This is a genomic window from Actinoallomurus vinaceus, from assembly GCF_039542055.1.
Lineage (GTDB): Bacteria > Actinomycetota > Actinomycetes > Streptosporangiales > Streptosporangiaceae > Actinoallomurus > Actinoallomurus vinaceus.
In genome coordinates this window covers 218,783-237,154 of the sequence record NZ_BAABHK010000010.1, presented here as the reverse complement: position 1 = coordinate 237,154, position 18,372 = coordinate 218,783, and the positions used below count along the sequence as shown (strand labels likewise).

Annotated in this window: 10 protein-coding genes; 2 read left to right on the top strand and 8 right to left on the bottom strand. The window is 70.6% G+C overall.

Annotation, left to right across the window (positions count from 1 at the left end; all coding sequences use genetic code 11):
* Nucleotides 1–84: 84 nt before the first annotated feature.
* The gene (locus ABEA24_RS32075) at nucleotides 85–540 is read right to left on the bottom strand and encodes a carboxymuconolactone decarboxylase family protein (RefSeq protein ID WP_345435253.1); all 456 of its coding nucleotides are present in this window, start codon (nucleotides 538–540) and stop codon (nucleotides 85–87) included.
* A gap of 145 nt (nucleotides 541–685) precedes the next feature.
* Here ABEA24_RS32075 and ABEA24_RS32070 point away from each other — a divergent pair, with 145 nt between their 5' ends.
* Nucleotides 686–1,558: a sigma-70 family RNA polymerase sigma factor gene (locus tag ABEA24_RS32070; protein WP_345435251.1), complete on the top strand. Its 873-nt coding sequence runs from the start codon at nucleotides 686–688 to the stop codon at nucleotides 1,556–1,558.
* A 97-nt stretch (nucleotides 1,559–1,655) separates the two neighbouring features.
* Nucleotides 1,656–1,988, top strand: coding sequence for a YciI family protein (locus ABEA24_RS32065; RefSeq protein ID WP_345435249.1), 333 nt, complete (start codon nucleotides 1,656–1,658; stop codon nucleotides 1,986–1,988).
* Nucleotides 1,989–2,009: 21 nt separating this feature from the next.
* Here ABEA24_RS32065 and ABEA24_RS32060 read toward each other — a convergent pair whose 3' ends face one another.
* The 7 genes from ABEA24_RS32060 to yicI form a co-directional block, all read right to left on the bottom strand.
* Nucleotides 2,010–4,112 (bottom strand): MFS transporter, encoded by a 2,103-nt coding sequence (locus ABEA24_RS32060; protein WP_345435247.1) that lies wholly within the window; start codon nucleotides 4,110–4,112, stop codon nucleotides 2,010–2,012.
* 454 nt (nucleotides 4,113–4,566) lie between these two features.
* Nucleotides 4,567–6,072 (bottom strand): alpha-L-fucosidase, encoded by a 1,506-nt coding sequence (locus ABEA24_RS32055; RefSeq protein WP_345435245.1) that lies wholly within the window; start codon nucleotides 6,070–6,072, stop codon nucleotides 4,567–4,569.
* Between the two features lie 60 nt (nucleotides 6,073–6,132).
* A complete protein-coding gene (locus ABEA24_RS32050) occupies nucleotides 6,133–9,006 on the bottom strand; it encodes a beta-galactosidase (RefSeq protein ID WP_345435243.1) in 2,874 nt (957 codons plus the stop codon).
* On the bottom strand, nucleotides 9,003–11,462 hold the full coding sequence (locus tag ABEA24_RS32045) for a glycoside hydrolase family 2 TIM barrel-domain containing protein (RefSeq protein WP_345435241.1): 2,460 nt from the start codon (nucleotides 11,460–11,462) through the stop codon (nucleotides 9,003–9,005). Before ABEA24_RS32045 ends, ABEA24_RS32050 begins: the two co-directional genes overlap by 4 nt.
* A 134-nt stretch (nucleotides 11,463–11,596) precedes the next feature.
* Nucleotides 11,597–14,557 carry a glycoside hydrolase family 3 protein gene (locus ABEA24_RS32040; protein WP_345435239.1) on the bottom strand — a complete coding sequence of 987 codons (2,961 nt, stop codon included), beginning with the start codon at nucleotides 14,555–14,557 and terminating at the stop codon, nucleotides 11,597–11,599.
* A gap of 64 nt (nucleotides 14,558–14,621) precedes the next feature.
* Entirely contained in the window at nucleotides 14,622–15,959 is a 1,338-nt protein-coding gene (locus ABEA24_RS32035; protein WP_345435237.1) for a GH1 family beta-glucosidase, read from the bottom strand.
* Nucleotides 15,960–16,050: 91 nt separating this feature from the next.
* A complete protein-coding gene (gene yicI, locus ABEA24_RS32030) occupies nucleotides 16,051–18,363 on the bottom strand; it encodes an alpha-xylosidase (RefSeq protein ID WP_345435235.1) in 2,313 nt (770 codons plus the stop codon).
* Nucleotides 18,364–18,372 lie beyond the last annotated feature (9 nt).

The following is an 18,372-nucleotide window of genomic DNA, read 5'->3' as shown; positions in this document are numbered from 1 at the left end:
GCATCACGTGGCGAAGTGGTACGGCACCGAGTCGCCGTGAGGTCGTGCCGGGAGCGGCCGGACCGCTCCCGGCACACGGTCGCGTCAGTCCCACCTGGTTCCGGCGGGCACCCGGAAGGTGGTGTTGATGCGGTTAAAGAAGTTGGTGATCGCCACCATGAGCACCAGGGACGCGAGCTGCCGCTCGTCGTAGTGCCGCGCGGCCTCGGCCCAGATCTCGTCGGTGACCGCGCCGGGCCGGTCGGAGAGCCGGGTCGCGGCCTCGGTGAGCGCCAGCGCGGCCCGCTCGGCTTCGTCGAAGATCGGGTTCTCGTACCAGGCGGCGAGGTTGATCAGCTTCTCGGGACTGATACCGGCCTTGGTCGCGTTCGTGGCGCCGGCGTCGACGCAGGCACTGCAGCCGTTGATCTGGCTCGCGCGCAGATGCACCAGCTCAAGCGTGTGAGGCGGTACGCCGCCGGCGTACACCTGCTTGAAAAGGTGCTGGACGCCTGCGGTGATGTCGGGTTGGCTTGCCGCATTCTGGACGCGTGCCGTCATCTCTCCTCCAGGGAAAATGGGTCGTTGGATCGGTGGACGGCACTACGACGTCCGGCCGAGGCGGAAGGTAACGCCGTGCCCGGGAGTTACCTCACCGGCGCGCGATGCGTCCTGGTAGTGACACCGCCGTACGCCAAGGAGAACCGTGACCGAAGAGGAAGAGCTCGCCGCGGAGTTCGAGACCCAGCGCTCCTATCTCCACGCCATCGCGTTCCGCGTGCTCGGCTCGCACGCCGACGCGGACGACGCCGTCCAGGAGGCGTGGCTGCGGCTTGCGCGGACCGGTGGCGGTGACATCGAGGACCTGCGCGGCTGGCTCACGACGGTGACCAGCCGGATCTGCCTGGATATGCTCCGCAGGCGCGGGGTGCGCGGCGAGCAGCCCCTCGAACTCTCCGTCGGCACACTCGGACGGGAGGCGGACGGGAACTCCCGGCTCGATCCCGAGGAGGAGGCCGTGCTCGCCGACTCCGTCGGCCTCGCGCTCTATGTCGTCATGGATGCCCTCACCCCGGCGGAACGGGTGTCGTTCGTGCTCCACGACGTCTTCGAGGTCCCGTTCGACGCCATCGCGACCGTCCTCGGCCGGAGCACCGCGGCCGCCAAGATGCTCGCCAGCCGGGCCCGCGGGCGGCTGCGCCTGGGCACACCCATGGCCGATGCCCATGCCGTGGCCCGCGACGTCATCGACGCGTTCTTCGCGGCGGTCGGCAGAGGCGACGTCGCAACACTGCTGACCGTGCTCGCACCCGAGGTCGAGCTGCGGGCACAGAGTCCCGAGGGCACCGTCGTACTCCGTGGCGCGGGCGAGGTCGCGGCCCAGGCGACAAGGTTCGCGCGCGGGGACGCGCTGGCGCATCCAGTGCTCGTGGACGGCGTCCCGGGCGTTCTCATCGTCATCGGCGGACGGCCGGTCACGGTCGTGGCCTTCACCGTCGCAAACGGTGCCGTCACCGCGATCCGCGCGCTGACCGCGCCGGCCCGACTGGGCCAGATCGTCCCGTCGTGGGTCGCATGACCACACACGGCAGCCGCGTCGGACGTACCGATGAGTTGCGGGCGTGGTGGAGGTCAGTACTGGCGAGCAGTCCGGACGAACCGAAGGAGGACCTGCCATGGCGAAATTCGTGACCATCGGGTACGGCGACCAGGAAGGTTACGATCGCACCGACGCGGCGGTCCGCGACCGGGCGCACGCGCATGACGCTCGCCTGCGTGCGGCCGGAGCCGACATGGGGATCGTCGGCTCGCCCGTACAGGTGCGAAACCACGACGATGCCGGCATGAGCGTGGAGAGCGGACCGTTCATGTCGTCGGCCCTCCCGGTCGCCGGGTTCGCGATCATCGAAGCGGCAACGCTGGAGGAAGCCGTCCAGTTCGTGTCAGGGACCCCATGCGCGGTCACGCACGGTGTCGTCGAGGTCTGGCCGTTGCGGGAAACGCCGTAGGCCACTGTGGTCGGAGCGTGTTCACAGCGTGAGGCCTGGTTCGAGGTGGGCGATGGCCTGGTCGATGAGGCCGGGGAGGTCGGCGTCCGGATCGTCGGTGATGGCTGCGGAGACTGCCACGGCGGCGCCGACGATGGCTCCGACGACGGTACGGACGGTGAGGTCGTCGGGCCGGCGGCCGACGCGTTCGGCCATGGCGCGGGCGAGTAGCTGCATGGCCTGGGTGATCTGGTCGAGCATGGCGGCGCGCAGTCGGGGCACGGCGAAGATGAGCGCGATCCGCTCTCTCTGTTCTGCCCGCTGCTGGGCGGTCATCCCGGAGAAGGCCGCGGCGAAGGAGGCGCGCAGGGCCGGGATCGGCGGCATCTGGGGAGGCTGCGCTTGGAAGGCCTCGATGAGCATCGGGTCGTAGTCGTCGCGCAGGACCAGGTCTTCCTTGGTGGGGAAGTAGCGGAAGAGGGTCGTCTCGGAGACGTCGGCGGCCTGGATGATCTGTTCGATGGTGGTGGCGTCGTAGCCCTGCTCGCGGAACAGGCGCAGGGCGCAGGCCTGGATCGTGGCGCGGGTCCTGGCCTTCTTGCGCTCGCGTAGGCCAGGCCTGGCCGGGCCGGTGGTCGATTCGGTCACAGTGGTCCTCCGAGGCAAGAATGCCAGTGTCAGGAGCGCGCCTGCGACGGCCATCCCGGCCGAGACGACCAGCGCCGTGCCCATGCCGCCGACGAAGGCGGCACGGACCGAGTGGGCGAGCGCGCCTGACCTGAGCCGGGCGGCGGCGGCCACGCCGTCGTAGACGCTCCGGCGGGCCGCCTTGCCCGCGGTCGCCGGGATCGCGCGCAGCTGGAGGCGGGACTGGTAACCGGCGGCGAGGACACTGCCCATGATGGCGGTGCCGAGCGGGCCGGCGGTGTGCTGGAACGCCTGGACCACCGCGGAGCCGGTGCCGCTGCGCTCCGCCGACAGGTGGGACAGCGCCGCGGCGGTCGCGGCGGTGAGCGTCAGGCCGGTGCCCGCGCCGAGTACGGCCATCCAGACCGCGATGAACGCGGTGCTCTCGGCCGTTCCCGTCGTCGCGCCGGCCACAGCGCCGGCGGCGAGGAGGCCGAAGCCGAGCGCCACCGCGAATCTGGCCCCGGCCGCCTTGGCGAGCGCGCCGGCGGGCAGGGCGCCGATGACCAGCCCGCCGATCAGCGGCAGCAGCCGGATCCCGGACGAAAAGGCGCTTGCTCCCTGGATGACCTGGAAGTACTGCGGCATCACGAACAGCACGCCGATCATGGCGAGCCCGGCCACCCCACCGAGCACCGCTCCCCAGGTGAAGGACGCGGAGCGGAACAGGCCGGGATCGATCAGCGGGCTGCCACCCCGCCTGCCGAGCCGGCCTTCTCGTACCGCGAACCCGGCGAGGGCGGCGACGCCGCCGGCCATCACCGCCAGGGTGACCGGATCGCCCCAGCCGTTCTGACCGGCCTGAATCAGCCCGTACGTCACGACGACAAGGCCTGCGGCCGAGACGGCCATGCCGAGCGGGTCGAGCCGGGGCCGCTGCGCCGCCCGCGACTCCGGGATCAGCACGAGAGCAGCGATCACGCCGACCGCGGCGACTGGCACATTGAGCAGGAACACCCACCCCCACCACATTCGCGACAGCATCCAGCCGCCCAGCACCGGCCCCGCGGGCAGGCCGACGAAGTTGGCGGCCTCGTATACCCCCACCGCCCTGGGCAGGTCCTTGGCGCCGAACAGAACGGTGAGCGCGGACATGGCCATCACCGTGACCCCTGACCCGGCCAGCCCCATCAGCAGCCGGGCGGCCAGGAACACGCCGGGCGAGGTCGCTTCGGCGCAGAGCGCCGAGCCCGCGCCGAACGCCACCAGGCAGCCGATCAGGAGTTTCTTGCGGCCGAATCGATCACCGATCAGCCCGGCCGGGAGCACGCCGGCGGCCAGCAGCATCAGATAGCCGGACTGAAACCACTCCAGGTCGGATTCCCCGGCACGCAGCGCCCCGGCCAGGGTCGGCAGGGCCACCGACAGCACCGTGCCATCCACGGTCACCGCCAGAACAGTCAAGCTGACAGCGCCGAGCGCCCACCAGCGCCGCGGCCCACGCCCATCTCGCTTCATGTTGGTCACCTCTAAATGGAGGTTACCAACATTTTGTGGTTACCGCCGAAAAATCCCCGGACATGGGCTGCCCTCCAGTCATCCCGGTCGCGGAAGGCAAGGGTCCGCTACGGGAATCATCGGTAGGAGTCCACCGCCCGCAGAGGTTGCGGCCCCTGCGGGCCTCAGCGGCGGTGAGGCGGTCGCCTGACCAGGGCGAAAGCGCACGTCAGCGACGTGAGCCGTCCTGCCCGATACCGCTCTCATGCAGGGGGCAGCACCTATTTCACGCAGCCGTCGGTACCAAGATTCTGCAGCCTTCAGCACAAACGTCATGCAGGCATCGTCTGCCGCTCTTCCGTGTTCCCGAGAAGATCGCACAAGGGCGTGCCCTCACCGTACGCGCCAATTCTCAGAAGCGGGCCGTCCCGACCGCCGTGTTCGGAGGCGGGGACGGCCCGTCGACAGTCACGGCTCACACGGGACGAGGGCGGTGGTCGGTGCCGCCGCAGTCGAACTGGCCGGCGATGGCCGCGCCGCCGACGGCGGACAGGGCCTCCAGGCGGATGTAGCGGGCCGTCGTGGGCTTGAAGCGGGCGTGCTTCAGGGTGTGGTCGGCGGCCCAGGTGCCCTTTGCCACCGGTCTGAAGGTCGTGCCGTCGACGCTGACCGAGACGCGGTAGCCGGTGATGTTGCCGGTGGTGACGAACTCGTCGAACGAGTATGCCGTCACCGTGTCCTGCCGGGGCAGGTAGGTGAACGTGTCGAGGCCGGTGTAGCGGCGTCCCAGGTCGAGGGTGATCGCCTGGGGGAGCGGGTCCGTGGTCGTCCAGAGGGTCTGGTCGGCCTGGCCGTTCCAGCCGTAGTCGCTGTGGCCGTCGACCGCGTTGGCGGCGTCGCCGCTGGTCGCGGTGGCCGAGACCGGGGTGACCAGGTGGCGTACGACGTCGGGCTGGGCGGGCAGCGGCGGGCGGGAGAGGTCCGGCCGCCAGCGCTTCCCGACGTCCTTCAACACGGCGACGACGGTGTCGTCGAGGAGGCCGTCGGTGTTGGGCGGGCAGTTGAGGATGAACGTCGCGTACCGGGGTTCCAGCACCTTCAGGTGACCGTCGACGATCTGGTCGGTCGTCAGCAGGTTCGACGGGGTCGACGGGTGCCAGAACCAGCCGGACGGGGAGATGGTCTGGCCCTGGGAGGCGGCGTAGGTGTTTCCCGGCGGGCAGAAGACGCCGCCCTTCGGCTCTTCGAAGAACAGCAGTTCGGAGTGCCACGGAACGGTGAGCCCGTTGAGGTCGAGGACGAGGCAGTCGGGCTGGATCGAGGCGACGTGTTCGCGGATCTCGGAGAACGGCAGTGACTGCTGGCCGAACGCCCAGTGCCACGCCCACCCGTCGAAGATCAGGACCGGGATCCGCCCGTACCGGGTGAGCAACTCGGTGAGCTGGTTCTTGACGAACTCGATGTTCGCCCGGGTGATCGGCGGGTGGTCGTCGAACCCGGTGGGTCCGACGCCGTTGGTGCGGTCCCAGATCGAGAAGTACAGGCAGGGCGTGACGCCACGGGACCGGAACGCGTCCATGTACTCGCGCACGACGTCGCGCTTCACGGAGCTGCTCGCGACCGAGTAGGACGTGTACTTCGACGGCCACAGGCAGAAGCCGTCGTGGTGCTTGGCGGTGAGCACCGCGAACCGCATGCCGGCGGCCTTGGCGGCGTCGGCCCACTGGCCGCAGTCCAGCTTCGCCGGGTTGAACGACAGCGGGTCCTGCTTGGGGTCCACCCACTCGGCGTCGTGGAAGGTGCCCATGTTGAAGTGCAGGAACATGCCGAAGCGCCAGTCGACGAAGCGGCGCTGCAGCCCATAGCGGTTTCCGAGGGACGCGGCGGAGGCGGGGACGGCGGTCAGGGGGAGGGCGGCCGCTCCGGCCGCTGTGACTCCAGCGGCCAGGAAGGCGCGCCGGCTCGGGATCTGCGAGGTCATCGTTCGATTCCCTTTCCGGGTCCGTGGCCGGGCGGCGACCCGGCCACGGACCCGCGGAGATCAGCGGGAGGAGGGGGAGGGGACGTCGGACACCGGGACACCGCCGCGCTCGTTGTCGAGCGCGACCAGGCTCACCGGTGCGGGCGTCGCGTCGGTACGGGCGACGACGGCGAGGGCGAGGGTGTTGCGGCCGTGCTGCCGCAGCAGGCCGGCCGGCAGCGTGAAGTCGGTCTGCGGGCCGATGTCGCCGCCGTACTGCCCGAGGTTCCAGCCGTTGAGGAAGATCTGGACGCGGTAGCCCTTGCCGACCGGGCCGCCGAAGCGCAGGGCGATCGGCACGTCCTGGCCCTTGGGCAGGTCGAGGCGGAAGGAGGTGCGCTGCCAGGTCACGCCGGGAGCGACCTGGGAGGCGGCGCCCGCCGTCCAGGACCGGTCGCCGTACGCGGGCAGGTGCCAGCCCTGGCGCTCGCCGTACAGGCCGCCGTTGTTCAGCGGGCCGCGCGTCCGGTCGACCAGGTTCTCACCACCCGCAACGCCCTGGATCTTCCACGAGATCGGCGCGGTCGAGCCCTCGACGGACGCGGCGTACAGGCCGCGCGGCTGCTTGAACCGGTTGTCGTCGGCGATCCAGTCGTCGTTGTGGCCCTGGTTCTCCACCAGCACGGACAGGACGGCCGGCTGCCCCGCCTTCACCAGACCCGCCGGGATCGTGAAGTCGCCGCGGCCCGGATCCGGGTTGACCGGCGAGTCGGAGTCGGCCTGGACGCCGCCCGCAGCCGAGCCGAGGTACCGGCCGTTCAGCCAGACGAGGTAGGAGCCGCGCTTGCCGGTGAAGGCGTTCAGCGACACCTTCGTCTCCCCGCCGGTACCGGTGAACCGCCCGCGGTACCACACGTCGCCGTAGTGGTAGCCGTAGTCGTCGGCGTACAGCACGGTCGGGGTCTTCGGCTTCAGCGGGCTCTCGGTCGTCGTCTTCGACGCGCTCACCCAGCCGGAGTCGTCGAAGCCGGGCTGCGCCTCCGGCGACTCCGCCTTCGAGCGCCAGCCGGTCAGCGCGGGCAGGTGGACGGCCTCCGGGCCGGGCAGCGTGCCGACCAGCGACCCGCTCGCGGTCACCCGCGTCCGTACCGGCGAGCCGTTCACGACGAGGCGGCCGGCGTCGGCGAACACCTCGACGTCCTCGGCCTTGGCCGTGTCGGCGCGCAGGTACGCGGTTCCCCCGGCCACGGTGGCGGACCGGACGAGCGACGTGCCGCGCACGAGCGCCGGACCGGCCTGCCAGAACTTCGCCGCCTCGGCGTCGGTGCCGAGCAGGAGCAGCAGCGGACGGCGTCCGCCGCCGCTGATCAGCACCCGGGCCAGGCCGGAGTGGGTGTAGTCGAGCCGCAGGTCACCGCTCGAGTACGACGCCTTGACCGACCCGTCGAGGACCTTCACGGTCGGCTGGGAGGCGTAGCGCAGCACCGTGGAGCCCTGCGTGCCGTCGGTGCCGTACAGCACCGCGACGTCCCGCCCCTCCGTGTAGACGTGCGTCATGAGCTCGGAATTGGACCAGACGAGCCGCTGCCCGCCCAGGTCGTACCCGGCGATCAGCACCTTGGCGTCCCGGCCCTTGACCCGTACGGGCACCGAGTAGTGGCCGTCCGGCGTGGTCCAGTCGAGCGTGGCCGAGTCGTCGGTGGTCGCCGCGTGGTCGCTGTGCCGGACGAGCACGAACTGCGTGTGCGTGTCCGGGTTGGCGCGCGCGACCGTCTCGATCGCCTTGTCCGAGGACGCCGGAGCGGTGACCGGGTCGGTCTTCGTCAGCGGGGCGACCGAGCTCAGGAAGAAGTTCTGCCGCTTGAACTCGTCGTACTTGTCGCTCAGCAGGCGGTTCTCGGTGATCGCCGAGCCGTAGTCGTAGGAGGTGGGGACGTCGTTCGGCTGGGCCAGCCAGCCCCAGTTGGTGCCGCCGAAGCCCATGTAGTAGTTGAACGCCGTCGCGCCGGAGGAGATGAGGTTCGACTTGTAGAAGAACTTCATGAACTTCGGGCCGGTCAGCTCCCGGCACTTGTCGAAGCCCGCGTTGTCCGGGTCGATCGCGCCGGCCTGGTACTCGGCGGCGAACACCGGGGTGTCGTCGCGCAGCCGCTCGGTCAGCCCGGCGCCCCACGGACCCCAGCTCGCGTCGGGATTGGCGCAGTCGAAGCCCTGCGGGTAGTCGTCCACGCCGGGGATCTGCACCGCGCCCTGCCCGGACGCCCACGTGGAGGTCCACGAGGCGGCGTCGCAGCAGTTGTTGGTCATGGTCGGCACGTCGATGCCGTCGGCGCGCGCCTTCTTCTGGATGTCCTCCATGTACGCCGCGTCGGTGTTCATGGCGTACTCGTTCTCGACGTTGTAGAGGATCACCGAGCCGCCGCGCGTGATCTGGTGCGGCGCGATGATCTTGTTGATGTGGCCGAGCCAGTCGCGGTACGCGGCGGTGTAGCCGGGCGCGCTGCTGCGGGCCCGCCCCGGCACGTTCTTCAGCCAGGCCGGGAAGCCGCCGCCGGTGGTCTCCGCGTTGATGTACGGCCCGGGGCGCGCGATGACGTACAGGCCGGCCTGCTGCGCGACGGTCAGCAGGCGGTTCACGTCACGGACGCCGGTGAAGTCGTACACCCCGGCCTTGGGCGAGTGGTACGCCCAGTCGAAGTACAGCGAGACGGTGTTGAACCCGGCCGACTTGTACTTCTCCAGGACGTCGCGCCACAGGTCGGGGCTGGGCAGCCGGAAGTAGTGGAACTCCGCCGACCGCAGCAGCACCCGCTTCCCGTCGATCATCACGGAGTAGTGGTCGTACGTCACCCGGTGCCGGGGTGCGGCGGCCGACGCGGCCGGGGGAGACGCGGGGACGGTGATCGCCAGGACCGTGGCGATCGCGGTGAACAGGGTCAACAGTCTGGCTCTCACTGGCCGGACCTCCGGATGGCGGTGATGTGCGAGACGACGGCCTCCCCGACCTGGGGGACGAACTCCAGGTCGAGTACGCCGTCGGTCACCTGGACGGTGAAGGTCTTGTGCAGGGGCGCGCCGACGCCGGACTCCGCGCGGACGTCGAGGCTCTTGATGACGCGCTGCCGTTCGGCGTTCACGTTGAAGCTCCGCTGCCCCGAACGGTCCGGCTCGGCGAACGTCAGGTCGACGTCGTACGTGCCGTCGGCGACCGGGAAGCGGTAGGCGAAGGTGCCCTCGCGGTACGCCCGCCCGGCCTTGCGGAACACCCGGCCGTCGGACGCGTGCGGGTCGGTGGCCTCGGCGTCGACCGTGGTGGCGCCCGTGGAGGTGTCGAGCAGCCAGGTGACCCGGTCGGTCGTGCCGCCGGACCGCGCCTCGATGACGTTCGCGCCCGGCTTGAGCGTCACACCGGACCAGGTCGCGATGTGGTCCTCCGGAGCCCGGCTGCCGAGCGGGACGCCGTTCAGCGACAGGTTCACCGAGCGGGTGTTGGCGTACACCTTGACGTCCGTCGCCGGGGTGAAGCGCGGCGTGTCACGGCGCTGCGCGATGCGCACGACCGGAGTGGACGACCAGTTCGCCTGGTACCAGTAGTAGGCGTCCTTGGCGATCTTCCGGTCGGCGGTGACGAGGCCCTTGTCGTTCAGGCCCGGCCGGTCGCCCTCGTCGCGGCCGTCCACGGCCGAGTCGAACATCTGCCAGACGAACGTGCCCCACAGGTACGGGCGGCTCCGCAGCTGCCGCCAGTTCTCCTCGTGGTAGCGGGCCTGCCACTCCTCGGGGTGGAAGTGGCTCGCCGGGACCGGGGCGGCCGGGTTCGTCTGCTGCTCGACGACGCTCGCGCCCGCGCCGTACTCGCTGACCGCGATCTTCCGTGCCGGGTCCTGGGCGTGCAGCCCGTCCGCCCACGGCCCGATGTCGGAGAAGGACCCGCCGTACCAGCCGAAGTAGCGGTTGTAGCCGATCGTCTCCGAGTGGTTCGCGATCGGGTCGGTGTCGGAGAAGCAGCAGGTCGCGTACGTCGACGGCCGGGACGGGTCCTCGGCCTTCACCGTCGCCGCCAGGTCGCCGAGCAGCCGGTTCGCGTCGGCGCTGCTGGTGTACAGCTCGTTGCCGATGCCCCACACGGCCACGGCGGCGTGCTGCTCGTTCTGCCGGATCAGCTCGAGCAGCTGCTGCCGCGCGTTGGCGAAGAACGCGTCGGAGACGGTGATCGAGGCGAGGTTCGGGATCTCGGTCCACAGGATGATGCCGCGCCGGTCCGCGAGGTCGTAGATCCGCTGCCCGTGCTGGTAGTGGACCAGCCGGACGCCGGTCGCGCCGAGCCGGTCGATCAGGCCGAAGTCCTGGTCGACGTCCGAGGCGCTCATCGCCGAGCCCTCGCCCGCCCGCATCCCGTGCAGGTCGACCCCGTGCACGGCGTACGGCCGGCCGTTCAGCAGGAAGCCCCGGTTCGTGTCGACGGCCACCGTGCGGATGCCGAGCGGGACGGTGACGACGTCGGTGTGTCCGCCGTAGGACACCTCGGTGCGGACCGTGTACAGGTACGGGTCCGGCCGGCCGTTCCAGAGGCGGGGATCGGCCACCGATGCGTTCTGCACGACGGGGACCACGGCGCCGGGCCCGACGTCGACGCGGCCGGACGCCGTGGCGACGGTGCGGTGCGCCGCGTCGGTGATCACCGTGCGGACCTTCGCGCGGACCGGTGCCGCCGTGTCATTGGCGACCCGGGTGGTGACGGCCAGATCCGCGGAGGCCGCGCGGACGGCCCCCTTCGTCTGGACGCCGTTGACGGTCTGCCGCACGTAGACGCCGGGGCCGCCGTAGTCGAGCGCGTCGACGTGCACGGGATCGGTCACCAGCAGGTGGACGTCGCGGGTCAGCCCGCCGAACACGGTGAAGTCGCCGCCGAGCGGCAGCACGTCGGCGCCCCCGGAGTTGTCGACCCGCACGGCGATCGTCGCGTCGGTGCCGGGCGCGGCCAGCCCGGTGACGTCGAAGCGGAACGCGGCGTACCCGCCGGCGTGGTGCCCGGCCTTACGGCCGTTCACCCACACGTCGCTGACGATGGTCGCGCCGTCGAACTGGAGGAAGACACGGCCGGCGGGGATCCGCACGGTGCGCCGGTACCAGCCGGGCCCGCGGTGGTAGTCGTTGCCGCCGTCCTCGCCGTCGCGGGCGTTCCACGTGTGCGGGACGGACACCGACTGCCAGCCGGAGTCGTCGTAGCCGGGCGCCTCCGCGCCCGCGACGTCGCCCTTGTGGAAGCGCCAACCGTGGTCGAGGTCGACGACGGTACGGGCGGACGGCGCCGGCGGGGTGGCCGCGTGGCCAGGGGTGGCGAGTCCCAGGCAGAGGACGAGGGTGGTGATGAAGGCGGAGAGGAGGCTCGGACGAAATGGACGCACCATGGGGCTCCTGCGATGAGCGCCGAAAAGGTCATCCCCCGATGGACGAGGCGCCCCGCCCCGCGTTCCTGGGGCTGGGACGGGGCGCCCCCGCTGATGGCGGCCGCCGCCCCGGGCGGGGGCGGCGGCCGGGCTCGCTACTTCAGCGAGAAGGCGCTGACCCGCAGGTCGCCGTGGAACACCAGGTAGACGTCGTGGCGGCCCGTCGCGCCGTGCAGGGCGGCGGTCGTGGTCGCGTACTTGTAGACGTCGCCGGTGCTCGACACCGTCGCGGTGCCGGCGAGCGGGCCGGTGGGCGAGTCGAGGCGGACCTCGATCGATCCGGTGCCGGCGCTCGCCTTGGCGGCCGCGGCGGTGAAGGTCGCCGCGCCCGAGCCGAGCGACGCGTCGGCGAACTTGATCCAGTTACCGTCGGTCGCGCCGACCGCGTCCCCGCGCACCTTCGTCTCGTCGACGAGGCGCACACCCTGGTAGTCGTCGAAGTCGACGGCGCGGGTCTGCGCGGCGAGGTTCCGCGCGGGGATGGTCTCGCCCTGCACGCGCACGGCGGACCGCTGCCGGACGTCGGCTGAGGACGAGCCCACCTGCACGTCGTACGTGCCGGTCTCCACGACGTTCTTGTCGCGGGTGACGTCCCAGTGCGCCAGGTCGGACACCTTGAACGTCAGCCGCGCCGTGGCGGTCTGGCCCGGGTTCAGGTGCACCCGCTGGAACGCGCGCAGCTGCTTGACCGGCTGCTTGTCACGCGAGGTCCGCTGGTGGGTGTACAGCTGGACGACCTCGTCACCGGCGCGCTTGCCGGTGTTGGTGACCTGGACGGTCGCGGTGATCTGCCCGCCCGCCCTGCTCACGTGCAGCCCGCCGTAGCGGAAGCTCGTGTACGACAGGCCGTAGCCGAACGGGTAGAGCGTTTGGCCCTTGTAGTACAGGTAGGTGCGGTCCGACTTGATGATGTCGTAGTCGAGGATGTCGGGCAGGCCGCTCTCCGAGCGGTACCACGTCTGGGTGAGCCGCCCGGCCGGGTTGCTGTCGCCGAACAGGGTGTCGGCGAGGGCGTGCCCGGTCTCCGCGCCGGCGTGCGTCGTCCACAGGATCGCCGGGACGTTCTCCTGCTCCCAGTTGAGCGTGGTCGGGTAGCTGTTCTCCACGACCAGGACCGTGTTCGGGTTGGCCGCCCGCACGGCCTTGATCAGGTTCTCCTGGCTCTCGGCGAGGGCCATCGTCGTACGGTCGTGCGCCTCCCGGCCGTTGATGAACGGCATGCTGCCGATCACCACGACCGCCGCGTCCGCGCCCTTGACGGCCTTGACCGCCTCGTCCGCGCCGCTGCTGATCGTGTCCTTGCTGAAGTGGGAGGCGTCGTCCTTCGTGGCGAGGACGAGCGTGCCGTCGTCGGACGCCTTGAGGTACTTCTTGTCGCCGAACCAGGACTCGTCGGCCTCGTAGCCGGAGTAGCGGAGCAGGTAGCTGCCGTCGTCCTGCTTCTCCAGCGAGAACATCTGCTGGACGAACCAGCCGTTCGGCTGGTCCTGGTCGTTGACCATGGTGTCGCCCCAGTTGTACCGGCCGGCGTACTTGCCGTTGGCGACGCTGCGCAGGGTCAGCTTGCCCTGGCCCCAGTCGAACGCGTCGAACTGGGTCGTGGTGTCGGCGCTGGTGGCGCTCTCCTTCAGCGCGGCCCCGGACGCCCCGGTCCCGGCGGTGATGTACTTGCCGGTCTTGACGTCCTTGAGCGCGATCCGGTCGGCCGCCTCGCTGTCGGTGACGGTTCCGGCCGCGCCGAGCCGCTGCTTGATGCCGTCCAGCGGCGTCACCTTGTACGGCAGGGAGCCGGAGTACCAGTCGGTGTAGAGGGTCTTCTCCAGCGGGCCGACCACCGCGACCTTCTTGGTCTTCGCGGCGTCCAGCGGCAGGGCGTTCCCGGAGTTCTTCAGCAGCACGGCCGCCTGGTCGGCGGTCTGCCGGGCCAGCGCCTGGTTGGCCGGGCTGTTGATGACGTCCTTGCCGATCTTGGCGTACGGGCCGCCGTCCGGGTCGAAGTCGCCGAGCCGGACGCGCAGGCTCAGGATGTGCGACACGGCGGTGTCCAGGTCGGACTGCTTGAGCAGGCCCTGCGACAGCGCGGACTTGACCGCGGCGGTGGTCGGGCCGGCGTTGGTGTCGTCCACCGTGAAGCTGTCCAGGCCGGCCTTGATGAGCGCGGCGTCCGCCTCCGGCTGGGTGGCGTAGTACTTCTCACTGCCGGTCAGGTTGTTCGGCGCTCCGGCGTCGGTGACGTTGAGCAGGTCACGCTTGGTCCACGAGCGCACGACGTCGTTCAGGTCGGGGCTGACGGTGTTGGGCCGCCCGTTGACCAGGTTGTACGACGCCATCACGCCCGTCGCCGCGTCCGCGGAGATGGCGGGGGAGAAGGCCTTCTCGTCGTACTCCTTCTTCACCCGCGGCCGCAGGTCCGACGACGTGATGTCGCGGTTCACCTCGTTGTTGTTGGCCAGGTAGTGCTTGAGGACGGGCGCGGCCTTGAGGTGGTCCTTGTCGGGTCCCTCGATGCCGGAGCCGTACGCCGTGGAGATCGCGCCGGTGAGGTACGGGTCCTCGGAGTAGCCCTCCTCGTTGCGGCCCCAGCGCGGGTCGCGCAGCAGGTTGACGACGGGCGCCCAGAGCTGGAGCCCCCACACGTCGGGGTTGACGGAGTTGAAGCCCCGCGCCTCGTCGCCGACGGCCGAGCCGACCTTCTTGATGAGCGCCGGGTTCCACGTCGAGGCCAGGCCGATGGCCTGCGGGAACACCGTGCCGTTCGCGGTGACGACGGCACCGTTGTTGTGGATGTCGGTGGACCACGCGACGCCGTGCAGCCCCTCGGTGCCGGTCTTGAACGGCTTGATCCCGAGCCGGGGGATGGCCGGCTCGTACTGGTGCAGGAGAGAGATCTTCTCGTCAACGGTCAGCCGCTTGAGCAGGTCGTCGACCCGGGTCTTCAGCGGCAGGCGGGGGTTCTGGAAGGGGTAGGTTTCCTTGGCATGGGCCGGACCGCTCAGCCCGAGCGAGGCCAGCATGGCCACGCCGAGCATCACGGAAACCCGGGGTCGGAATTTCACTGCTACGACCTCCTGTAGTCGAAGCGCTTCGACGGTATTGCCCCCCGAAAAACTGTGATGGCCCTTACGAACGCGGCCCCTCAGGGGAGCTCGCGATGAAGTCGCGGTACCAGTTAGCGCTGTCCTTCCAGGTGCGCTGCTGCGTCGCGTAGTCGACGTGCACGACGCCGAATCGCTTCGAATAGCCGTACGCCCACTCGAAGTTGTCCAGCAGCGACCACACGAAGTAGCCGCGCACGTCGGCCCCTGCCGCGCGCGCCCGCCCGACCGCCGCGAGGTGGTCGCGGAGGTAGTCGATCCGGCGCTGGTCGCGCACCTGGCCGTTCGCGTCGACGCGGTCGTCGAACGCCGCGCCGTTCTCCGTGATCATCATCGGGACGCCGGGGTGGTCGCGGTGAACCCGCAGCAGCAGCTCGGTCAGGCCGGTCGCGTCGATCGGCCAGCCCATCTCGGTGTACGGGCCCGGCTGCCGCACGAAGTCGATGTCGGCGCAGCCCACCCAGGGCGACGCGGTCCCGTCGCCGTGCCCGTCCGCGGTGTCCCGCGGGGCCACGCCGTCCCAGCGCCGGACGAGCGTGGGGGAGTAGTAGTTCACCCCGAGCACCTCGATCGGCGCGTTGCAGGTCGCCTCGTCACCGGCCTGGACGAACGACCAGTCGGTGATCTGCTCGGTGTCCTCCAGCAGGTCGGCGGGGTAGGCGCCGTCCAGCATCGGGCCGAGGAAGACGCGGTTGGCGACCGCGTCGACCTGGCGGACGGCGTCGGCGTCCTCACCCCGTACGTGGTGCAGGTTGAGGGTGACCGACACCGGGCCGGGCAGGACCCGCGCGGCGAGGCCGTGCGCGAGGTTGAGGTGGTGTGCGGCGGTCAGCGCCGCGACCGGGTCGGTCCGGCCGGGCGCATGCACGCCCGAGCCGTAGCCGAGGAACGCCGAGCACCACGGCTCGTTCAGCGTGGTCCACAGGTGGACGCGGTCGCCGAGCGCCGCGCCGATCCGCTCGGCGTACTCGGCGAACCGGTAGGCGGTGTCCCGCGCCGTCCACCCGCCGGCGTCCTCCAGCTCCTGCGGGAGGTCCCAGTGGTAGAGAGTGGCCACCGGCTTGATGCCGCGCTCGAGCAGCGCGTCGACGAGCCGGGAGTAGAAGTCGATCCCGCGCTGGTCGTGGATGCGCGGCCAGGCGATGGAGAAGCGGTACGCCCCCAGGCCCAGCTCCCGCATGATCTCGACGTCCTCCGGCCACCGGTGGTAGTGGTCGGCGGCCACGTCTCCGGTGTCGCCGTTCAGCACCCGGCCCGGCGTGTGGCTGTAGGTGTCCCAGATCGACGGCACCCGGCCGTCCTCGCGGGCCGCACCCTCGATCTGGTACGACGCCGTCGCCGCGCCCCACAAAAAGTCACTCATGCGTCCTCCTCCCTCGCCCAACCAACCCACCCCGGCCGACCTCCCGGCGTCGGAGGAGTGACCGGGCACGCTGCGCTTTTGATTCGCTCGCTCATGCGATCCCCCCGATCGTGACGGTGTCGCCGGTGGCCTCGACGAGGAGGCCCTGGTCGTGCCGGGCGACCGTACCGCCCTGGACGTCGCCGGACCGGACGCCGACCAGCAGCACCCGCCAGTTCGCCGCGCCCTGGGCGGTGACCGTGACGACGTCGCCGTCCCGCGCCGTGGTGAAGGTCGCCGCGATTTCGCCGGAGGTGTCCGGGACCTCGGTGGTGACCCGCGCGCCGTCCGGCAGCGCGTACGCGTGCAGCGTGACGCCGTCGGTGTAGTCGTAGTCGGGGCGGTCCTCGACCGCGCCCATCGGGATGACCGAGCCGGGCCGGGCCAGCAGCGGGACGCTGAGGAAGTCGTGCCGTTCCCGTACCCAGCGCCCGCCGGTCACCGGCTCGCCGGTCAGGACGTGCGTCCAGGTGCCCTCGGGCACGTAGTAGGCGGTGTCGCCGTCGGCCGAGAACACCGGCGCGACCAGCAGGTCCCCGCCGAGCATGTACTGCCGGTCGAGGTGGCTCACGGCCGGGTCATCGGGGAACTCCACGACCATCGGGCGCATCATCGGGACGCCCTCGCCGTACGTCTCCCGCGCCGCGCCGAGGATGTACGGCATGAGCCGCGCCTTGAGCTTGGTGAAGACGCGCAGGACGTCGACGGCCTCCTCGTCGAACAGCCACGGCACCCGGTAGGAGTGGCTGCCGTGCAGTCGGCTGTGCGAGGACAGCAGGCCGAACGCGATCCACCGCTTGAACAGCGCCGGGTCGGGCGTGCCCTCGAAGCCGCCGATGTCGTGGCTCCAGTAGCCGAACCCCGACATGCTCAGCGACAGGCCGCCGCGCAGGTCCTCGGCCATCGCCTCGAACGTCGACTCGCAGTCGCCGCCCCAGTGCACCGGGAACGCCTGCGACCCGGCCGTCGCCGATCGGGCGAAGACCACGGCCTCGCCCTCGCCCCGCCGCTTGCGCAGCAGCTCGAAGACGGTCTCGTTGTACAGGTACGTGTAGTAGTTGTGCATCCGCTCCGGGTCGGAGCCGTCGAAGTAGACGACGTCCGTGGGGATGCGCTCGCCGAAGTCGGTCTTGAAGCAGTCGACGCCCATGTCGAGCAGCGCGCCGAGCTTCGACGCGTACCACTCGCGTGCCTCGGGGTTCGTGAAGTCCACCAGGCCCATGCCGGGCTGCCACTTGTCCCACTGCCACACGTCGCCGTTCGGCTTCTTCACCAGGAAGCCGCGCGCCCTGCCCTCCTCGAACAGCTTGGAGCGCTGCGCGATGTACGGGTTGATCCAGACGCAGATCTTCAGGCCGCGCGCCTTCAACCGCCGCAGCATGCCCTCCGGATCCGGGAACGTCCGCGGGTCCCACTCGAAGTCGCACCAGTGGAACTCGCGCATCCAGAAGCAGTCGAAGTGGAACACCGAAAGCGGCAGGTCGCGCTCGGCCATGCCGTCGATGAAGCTCGACACCGTCTCCTCGTCGTACGAGGTGGTGAACGAGGTCGACAGCCACAGCCCGTACGACCAGGCAGGAACCCGGGCCGGGCGGCCGGTCAGCGCGGTGTACTTGCGCAGGATGTCCTTCGGCGTCGGGCCGTAGATGACGAAGTAGCGCAGCGACTGGCCCTCGACGCTGAACTGCGTGCGCGTCACGACCTCCGACGCCACCTCGTACGACACGTGGCCGGGGTGGTCGACGAAGATGCCGTAGCCCGCGTCGGTCAGGAAGAACGGCACGTTCTTGTAGGCCTGCTCGCTGGCGGTGCCGCCATCGGCGTTCCAGACCTCGACGGTCTGGCCGTTCTTCACCAGCGGGCCGAAGCGTTCGCCCAGCCCGTACACGTGGTGCCCGACGCCGAGGTCGAGCTGCTCGCGGATGTGGTGGCGGCCGTCGCCGGTCTCCATGATCGCGGTGGTCTTCTCGCCGCCGCCGGTGATGACCCGGCCGTCGGCGGAGAAGTCGACCCGCCAGGGCCCGGTGCGGGCCACCCGTACGGACAGTGCGCCGGAGGTCAGGACGGCGGCCTCGTCGTCGACCGCGACGTCGACGTCGGCCGGCTCCTCGTTCAGCCGGAACCTCGGCTCGCGCGGCACCTCGCCGTCGAAGTGGGTGACCGTCACCCCGATGACGTCCGGCATGGGGGAGGTGTAGGTCAGGGTGACCTGCGGTCCCTTGAGCAGGTCGCCCCGGTGCCGGATGTGCTGGGTCGGCGCGTAGACGCTGAGCGAGCCGGGCGCGGCCTGTACGTCGAGGACTTCGATCGGGTACGAGGCCTGCACGCCGTCCTGCAGCATCCAGTAGCCATCGGTGAACTTCAAAGAGGGGTC

Excerpts from the sequence above, each read along its gene's own strand:
- ABEA24_RS32055 (WP_345435245.1), bottom strand. The coding sequence starts at position 6,072 with ATGACCTCGCAGATCCCGAGCCGGCGCGCCTTCCTGGCCGCTGGAGTC.
- ABEA24_RS32060 (WP_345435247.1), bottom strand. The coding sequence starts at position 4,112 with ATGAAGCGAGATGGGCGTGGGCCGCGGCGCTGGTGGGCGCTCGGCGCT.
- ABEA24_RS32075 (WP_345435253.1), bottom strand. The coding sequence starts at position 540 with ATGACGGCACGCGTCCAGAATGCGGCAAGCCAACCCGACATCACCGCA.
- ABEA24_RS32045 (WP_345435241.1), bottom strand. The coding sequence starts at position 11,462 with ATGGTGCGTCCATTTCGTCCGAGCCTCCTCTCCGCCTTCATCACCACC.
- ABEA24_RS32065 (WP_345435249.1), top strand. The coding sequence starts at position 1,656 with ATGGCGAAATTCGTGACCATCGGGTACGGCGACCAGGAAGGTTACGAT.
- ABEA24_RS32035 (WP_345435237.1), bottom strand. The coding sequence starts at position 15,959 with ATGAGTGACTTTTTGTGGGGCGCGGCGACGGCGTCGTACCAGATCGAG.